The 7,401-nt window shown below is 61.7% G+C and carries 7 protein-coding genes; 5 read left to right on the top strand and 2 right to left on the bottom strand.

Features of this window, described 5'->3' with window-relative positions; genetic code table 11:
- Positions 1-134 precede the first annotated feature (134 nt).
- Entirely contained in the window at positions 135-983 is an 849-nt protein-coding gene (locus Q0I65_RS09370; protein ID WP_296062841.1) for a class I SAM-dependent methyltransferase, read from the top strand.
- 109 nt (positions 984-1,092) lie between these two features.
- Here Q0I65_RS09370 and Q0I65_RS09365 read toward each other — a convergent pair whose 3' ends face one another.
- Positions 1,093-2,100 (bottom strand): DMT family transporter, encoded by a 1,008-nt coding sequence (locus tag Q0I65_RS09365; RefSeq protein ID WP_296062840.1) that lies wholly within the window; start codon positions 2,098-2,100, stop codon positions 1,093-1,095.
- A 307-nt stretch (positions 2,101-2,407) separates the two neighbouring features.
- Here Q0I65_RS09365 and Q0I65_RS09360 point away from each other — a divergent pair, with 307 nt between their 5' ends.
- Entirely contained in the window at positions 2,408-3,385 is a 978-nt protein-coding gene (locus tag Q0I65_RS09360) for a C-terminal binding protein (RefSeq protein WP_296062837.1), read from the top strand.
- A gap of 102 nt (positions 3,386-3,487) precedes the next feature.
- Positions 3,488-4,087 (top strand): bifunctional phosphoserine phosphatase/homoserine phosphotransferase ThrH, encoded by a 600-nt coding sequence (gene thrH / locus Q0I65_RS09355; protein WP_296062836.1) that lies wholly within the window; start codon positions 3,488-3,490, stop codon positions 4,085-4,087.
- Between the two features lie 112 nt (positions 4,088-4,199).
- On the opposite strand, the gene Q0I65_RS09350 is transcribed toward thrH, so the two are convergent.
- A complete protein-coding gene (locus Q0I65_RS09350; protein ID WP_296062834.1) occupies positions 4,200-5,486 on the bottom strand; it encodes a radical SAM protein in 1,287 nt (428 codons plus the stop codon).
- Positions 5,487-5,704: 218 nt separating this feature from the next.
- Between Q0I65_RS09350 and Q0I65_RS09345 the strand changes: the two genes are divergently transcribed.
- Both Q0I65_RS09345 and Q0I65_RS09340 read left to right on the top strand, forming a co-directional pair.
- Positions 5,705-6,685 (top strand): WYL domain-containing protein, encoded by a 981-nt coding sequence (locus Q0I65_RS09345; protein WP_296062832.1) that lies wholly within the window; start codon positions 5,705-5,707, stop codon positions 6,683-6,685.
- A 123-nt stretch (positions 6,686-6,808) separates the two neighbouring features.
- Positions 6,809-7,401: DEAD/DEAH box helicase (locus Q0I65_RS09340; protein ID WP_296062830.1), on the top strand; the 593-nt coding region annotated here is incomplete at its 3' end.

Below are 7,401 nucleotides of genomic sequence, written 5' to 3'. Positions count from 1 at the left end.
TGACAATATGGTTTCGAGGGTTTTCTGCATAAGCGGCATTGTACGCTATGCGGGCCCGGCGCGCGCTGGCGGATCGCCGGCCCGCTGCGGACGGCGCGTTGCGTCGCGAAGCGATACAATGCACGGGATGACTTATGGATGCTGAAACCGCCCGAAAACTGTGCGACATAACCTCGACTTTCTACCGCGAGAACGCCTCGTCGTTCTCGTCGACCCGCCGCGCTTCGTGGGCGGGTTGGAGGCGCTGCCTCGACGAGATGGAGATCGGCGCTGAGCCGTCGTCGGATGCGAGTGCTGCGGCTTCCCCCGGGTGCGCGCTTCCCGAAGGCGCCGCTCTCTCCGACGGCAAAATTCCTCGCGATCCGCTGCGTGTGCTCGATGTGGCGTGCGGCAACGGTCGCTTCCTTCGCTATCTGCAAGAGGCGCTGCCCGGTGCGGCGATAGCCTACTTCGCGGTGGACGATTGCGAGCAGCTTGCGCGCGACGGGCTCGCGGGCGACGCCGACAACGTTGCCTTCCAGAAGCTTGATATCGCAAACTCGCTGATAGACGATTCGATTGAGCGCGCAATCGAAGCGCCGCCTGTCGATATGGCGGTGTGCTTCGGATTCTTCCACCACATTCCCGGTGCCGATTCGCGGGCGGCGCTTCTGCGGGCGCTCGTCAAGAGCGTGCGTCCTGGCGGGCACGTGGCGGTGTCGCTTTGGCAGTTCGCGAAGAGTCCCGAGCTTGCAGCAAAGGCGGTAGAGACGACGGCGAAAGCTCGTGTGGAGTATGGGCTGCCGGCTCTCGATGAGGGCGATTACCTGCTTGGGTGGCAGAACAGGCAGCATGCATACCGCTATTGCCACACCTTCTCGGATGGGGAAGTGGCCGACCTCTCTCGGGCCGTCGACGGCTGGGCAAGCCTTGTTGCGCGGTTCGAAGCGGACGGCCGGACGGGCACCCTGAACAGCTATCTCGTGTTTCGCCGTCGGGCTTAACCGCTATCGTGACTTCTGCTCCACGGTCAATCGCGGACTTGGCACCGAGAATGCGGGACTTTCTCGTTTAGTGGCCAAAAGGTGCCTTGCTAGCTGCGATACTCGCAGTTCAGCGGGAGATTCTTCCACGGTTCCGTTTGGCAGGTTCGCTGGATTCCCAGCTTGTGGCGGCCGCTGGCCCGTCGGCGGCGGACTCGTCGAGGGCGGAGTCGGCGGCGGTGGCAGCGGCGTTGCCTCCCTTGTCGCCAAGCTGAGTTGCCGCGATGGAGGCGAAGATGAGCACGAATCCCAACGCCATTCTCGGCGTGAGCGCCTCGCCGAAGAATGCAACGCTGAACAGGGCACAAAACACGCTTTCAAGCGAGCAGAGCAGGCCCGCCTCGGAAGGGGACACATGTGCCTGTGCTGTGTTTTGCGCCACGGCTCCAAAGGCCGCCGAGAGGACGGCAACATAGGCCATGGCGCCGATGAACTCGGGAGTGGTCACCTGCGCCGCCGTTGGCATGGGCTGCGTGGTCAAAGCGAGCATCAGGGCCAAGATGCCGCTCGTGAATTGCTGGACGACGGTGGTGGTTAGGATATCGTTGTCGCGCATGACCAGACCGATGATCACGATTTCGGCGCCGTAGAGGAACGCCGAGAGAATGCTGATGCCGTCTCCCAGGCTGATGGAGAAGCCGTCGGTCAGCGACACCATCCCGATGCCAATGGCGCATATTGCCGCGGAGATAAACACTTTGGCGGACGGGCGGCGGCGCGAGACCATCCACCAGATGAACGGCACAGTAAGGCAATAACACGCGCTCAAAAAAGCGTTCTTCGATGGCGTCGTCATGCCCAGGCCCAGAAACTGAGTCCAGAACCCGAGAAACGTGGCCACGCCTATGATCATGCCTGCCTTCAGCGTCTTTCGACAGAAATTTCGCTTGATATGGGGAAATAAAATGATGAGCAAAACGATGCCCGCCCCAAAGAAACGGATGGCGGTGAACCAGGTGGCGCCAACGGTGGCGATGGCGCTTTTGCCGATTACGAAGCCGAGGCCCCAGATGGCGGCGGCCGTGGCGAGGATGAGTCGATAAACGCTCGTCGGGTATTGTCTGTCGAGGATGCTCATAATTGCTTGTGCTCCTGGCAACTCAGAGAAATGATACGGCTAGCATGGAACTAGGATGTCAGCCACCTCTTCAATTGAGCTTGCGAAATGAACCCCCTGCCGCTTGCGCGGCGAGGAGACCCCATATTTCCCGTGCGGTTGAAGAGGGTATGTGGGCTATCGTAGAAGCCATTCGAATTGAACATTATGCACGGTGCGCCCAGCGGTTCAAGTGATATGAGGGAAATGACCTTGCTCGTCCAGTTGACCACGAACTTGCCTGTTTGCTCTACAATCGACCCGATAAACGAAGAGGAAGGTGGCGGAAATGCCCAAAATCGTGGTGGTCGACAACGATTTCGAGAACTCCGACTTTGAGGAGAGCATGGCGCGCGAGGCGGGAGTCGACATCGCAGTGTTTCACGAGCGCGATGCCGACGCGGTCATCAGGAACGCCGTCGACGCCGACGGCATCGTGACATCCTACGCGCACTTCCCGCGTCGTGTGTTCGAGGCTCTGTCCCCTCGGCTGAAGGTGGTCAGCCGGACGGGAGTCGGCTACGACAGCATCGACCTTGAAGCCGCAACCGAATATGGGGTGGCGATCTGCACGGCGCCCGGATACGGCACCGAGGTGGTAAGCGACCACGCAATCGCCCTCGCGCTGTGCGTGCTGCGTCGCATGAACGAGATCGACGCGGACATGCGGGCGGGGAAGTGGGACTACGCCTGCCGACGTCCGCTTGGACAGGTGCACGGGCGCACGTCCGGCGTGGTGGGAATGGGCGAAATCGGCCGCGCCACCGCGCGCAAGGCGACTGGCCTCGGCTTTCGCGTGGTATGCCGGTCGCGCTCGCTCGTGCCGGGGCGGCGCACGCCCGAGGGCTACGACATCCTCGCGCTCGATGAGCTTTTGCGCACCTGCGATGTGGTGAGCTTCCATACTGCGCTCACACCCGAAACCCATCATCTCCTGTCTGCCGAGCGCATCGCGACTATGAAGCCGGGGGCGGTCGTCGTGAACACGGCGCGCGGTGCGGTTATCGATACAATCGCACTCGCCCAGGCGCTTGAAGAGGGGAAACTGTGGGGCGCGGGAATCGACGTGTTCGAGGACGAGCCGATCGATTTCACGCACCCGATTTTGCGCGCTCCGCATACGGTGCTCACCTCGCATGCGGCGTATTGGTCGGAGGAATCGGGTCGCGAGCTTCGCGAGCGAACGATGCAAAGCGCCATCGACGTCGTATGCGGGCGCCGTCCGGCCGATTGCTTGAATGCCGACGTTTTCGATAGGCTATCATAGGGCCGTGCCCGCCCAGCTCGCGACGTTGCGTGCTGCGGACCCTAACTTCCGTTGCGCTGGAATCCTCCAACGCCTTGAGCCTACATAAGGAAAGGATGTCCTATGAACGTGGTTTGCTTGGATTTGGAAGGTGTGCTCGTCCCCGAGATTTGGATCGCGTTCGCCAAGACGAGCGGCATCCCCGAGCTTGAGCGAACGACGCGCGACGAGCCCGACTACGACAAGCTCATGAACTTCCGCCTGGACATCCTGCGCGAGCATGGACTTGGCATGGCCGAAATTCAAGACGTGATCGCCACGATCGACCCGATGGAGGGCGCCCGCGAGTTCCTCGATGCGCTGCGCGAGAAGACGCAGGTCATCATTATCTCCGACACCTTCGAACAGTTCGCGCAGCCGCTGATGCGCAAGCTCGGCTGGCCCACCATCTTCTGCAACTCGCTCGAGGTGGACGAGGGCGGCGCCATCACCGGCTACAAGATGCGCTGCGACCAGACGAAGCTCACGACCGTTCGCGCACTGCAAAGCTGCGGGATGGAGACCATCGCCGCGGGAGATTCGTACAATGACCTGGGAATGATTCGCGCAAGCAAGGCGGGCTGGCTGTTCAAAGGTGCGCCGTCGACGAAGGCCGAGAACCCCGATGTCCCCACGCTCGAGGAGTACGACGAGCTGCTTGCCGCAATCGAGTCCGCGCTGTAGAAAGCTGCCGAGGCCCATCGGTTCGAACGCAGCAGTTGGCATCGCGCTCGCACCGACGGGCCGTCGTTCTTCTGGTTTTTAGATTGTGAAGGCTGCGGGGCGCCCCTGCGCGCTATTCAGCTACGCGCAGGTCGAGCTCCTGAATATAGGAGCCGTTCTCGTCAGACTCGAGCACCGCATACGCAACAGCCGGCGTGACGCTCACGCCGCGCAGAAACTCCAGGTAGCGCAACGGAAAAGTCGTCGAGTCCTCCTCATCGCTGTCGACCATCGTATCGCAGCCCGCCGTGGCGAGCACGGGGCGCGCCACCTCGCGGTCGGGGCCGAATACCTTCGCCGTCTTCAGGAAGAAATCCCCCTCGTCGAAGGTGAAGCAGGGGTGCACGTGGGCGGCGCGCTCGTTACGCTGTCGCATCTCGCTTCGGTGCTTGTTGTCGAGCGAGCAGTAGTGCATGCCGAACGAGAGCCCCTGGTCGTGTGCCCATATCATCAGCGAGAGCGCAAGCTGCTCGCTGCCGGCGATGGGAAGGCCGCCCGAGTAGCCGTAGTCGTACATCACGTCGAAGGGCGGGTTGCGCACGACAAGGCCGCGGCGCGCGAACTCGTCCCAGCTGTGGAAGGGGAAGCAGAACTCGAGCATGTTGATCCCGCGGATGCCGATCTCTTTGAAGCTTGCGAGCAGCTCTTTCATGCGCGCCTCGGTGCCGGGGATGATGGGCATCTCCACCATGACGTCGGGAATGTAGCGCTTCGCCAGGCGCATCGCGTCGAGCACGCGCTCCTGCATGGGCTCGGGGTCGAAATCCTTCACGCTGAAGCGGATCTCTTGCAGTCCCGCGTCGCGCAGCGCTCGCGCCATGTCCTCCGTCAGCAGGTCGCCCGAGGTGTACATGCGCTTGTGCGCCTCGGGGAAAAGCTCGCGCGCGCGGCTGAGGAACGCGATCGACGCGTCGAAGCTCAAAAGCGGCTCGCCTCCCGTGAGCCCGATGACGGCGAGGCCGTTTTTGTAGGTTTCAGCGGCGCGGGCGAGGCCCTCTTCCCATGGGCAGCCCTCGCGGACGAACTTGTCGTAGTCCGCCTGGTTGTGGTTGAAGCAGAAGTAGCAGTCGCGATGGCACCTGAACGTGGTGGAAAACGTTTCGGAGCCTTTGTTTCCCGTGCACTCGATGCACGCTTTCGAGATCCAGCCCATGCGGATCGATGCGCCCGCGTTGCGGAACTCGGCGCCTCGTTTCTCAAGCTCGCCGCGCAGCTGGGCGATTTCGGCATCGGATGATCCTTCGGGGGCGAATTCCACGCCATGCTCGGCGAGCGCGCGAAGGTAGGTCTCGCGGACCTCGTCGTAGTGGCGCAGTGCCGCGCGAAGGGAATCGTTGCCTGCCAGGGTGCCTGCGTTCATGAAGTCACATCCAAGTCGTCGTCCGGTTGCATCTGTCTTGCGATTATAGCCGACCTTGCTCGCTTGCGCCCTTCCCGATAATTTGACGTCTTCTGAGACAACTTTGGGACGGGCAAATGTCATAATCGACATGATTTTTGTAACGAACGCTAGTTTACCTGGGGAAACAAAGAAGTATAATCATTATGGTAACTGAGGTATAAAAGGGAGGGTGTCCCGTGGCGGCAAATTTGCAAAAACTCAAGCTCCTCTACATCGCGAAGATGCTCGTGGAGGAGACCGACGCTGTCGCCGGCTTGACCATGGCGCAGATTCTCGAACGCCTCGAGGCTCACGGCATCACGGCGGAGCGCAAGTCGGTCTATCGCGACATCGAGTCGCTGCGGGAGTTCGGCCTCGATATCCAGACGTTTCAGCGGGCGCCGCTCGAGTATGCCCTTGTCACGCGTTCTTTCGAGCTCGACGATCTGATGCTTATCGTGGACGCCGTGCAAAGCTCGCGCCATTTGACGCAGCGCAAGTCCGATGCGCTCGTCCGCTCGATCAAGCGTCTCGCGCCCAAGCGTGAGCGCGATCTGCTCGACCGTCACCTTTCCGTGAGCGGGCGCATCAAGATTCAGGGCGACTCGCTGCTCTACAACGTCGACCACATCCTGGAGGCGATCGCGGGCAAGCGCAAGGTGTCGTTCCGCTATTTCAGCTACAACGCCGCGAAAGAGAAGGTCATGCGTCGCAGCGGCGAGCGCTATGTGGAGACGCCTGTGGAAATCATCGTGAACCAAGGCGTGTACTACCTGGTCACTTACAATCCCGAAACCGACACCTTCGAGGGCTTTCGCGTTGGGCGCATGGATTACGTAGAAGTCTCCGAGGAGCGGGCGGCGAAGGTTCCCCGCCAAAGCGATTTCTCGGTCGAGCGACTCGACAATGCGGTCGTCGGCGCGGCTGGCGGCGCGTTCGTCGACGCGACGCTTATCGCCGATGGCCATGCCATGAACGCCGTCGTCGACCGCTTCGGACGCGACGTCGCCTCCACCGACCTCGGTGACGGCACGGCGCGCATCGAGGCCCGGGTTGAAGAGGGCCCTGCGTTTTACGGATGGCTTGTCCGGTGCAATGGCACGGTCCGCATCGAGGGGCCGGAGTCGCTTGCGGAAAGCTACAAGCAGTATCTGCGTGCCATTCTTGAGCAGTGCTAGCATCATTCGGCTGCGCTGCGCTACACTTCGAAGAACTGAATGCGAATTCGCGATGACTGAGTCGGGCGGGCCAGCAGGTCCGCCCGTTTTGTCGCGCGGGCGAACCTGTACGAGGAGCGACTTTTGTCTGAACGAACCAACGACGGCGCATCTGTCCACGTCACGACCCCCGAGAGCGAGGTCGCGCAGCTTGCCGACGCATCCCGCTCGCATGAGCCTGGCGAGCTCGGCGCGCTTGCCTGCAAGCTCTACGATGAGAACCCTAACCTTACAGAGGAAGAAGCCTACGAGGCGTTCTTCGGCTGGGTCGAATCGCGCGGCATCGAGCTGTGGCCCCATCAGGAAGAGGCCCTCATGTCCATCATGGTCGGCGATCACGTGATCTTGGGCACGCCGACCGGCTCGGGCAAGTCGCTCGTCGCGCTCGGCATGCACTTCATCGCGATGTGCTTCGGCGAGCGCTCCTACTACACGGCGCCCATCAAGGCGCTTGTGAGCGAGAAGTTCTTCAACCTGGTGGACATCTTAGGCCGCGAGAACGTGGGCATGATCACGGGAGATGTGCACATCAACACGTCGGCCCCGGTCATCTGCTGCACGGAGGAGATCCTCGCGAATCAGGCGCTCGCCGAAGGAAAGGACGCCCCCATAGAGAGCGTCGCCATGGACGAGTTCCACTTTTTCTCCGACTCCGATCGCGGTTGGGCTTGGCAGGT

The organism is uncultured Ellagibacter sp. (assembly GCF_934643285.1).
In the GTDB taxonomy this organism is placed as follows: Bacteria; Actinomycetota; Coriobacteriia; order Coriobacteriales; family Eggerthellaceae; genus Ellagibacter.
The sequence above is the reverse complement of the archived record's forward strand: the minus strand, read 5'-3'. Positions and strand labels throughout refer to the sequence as shown.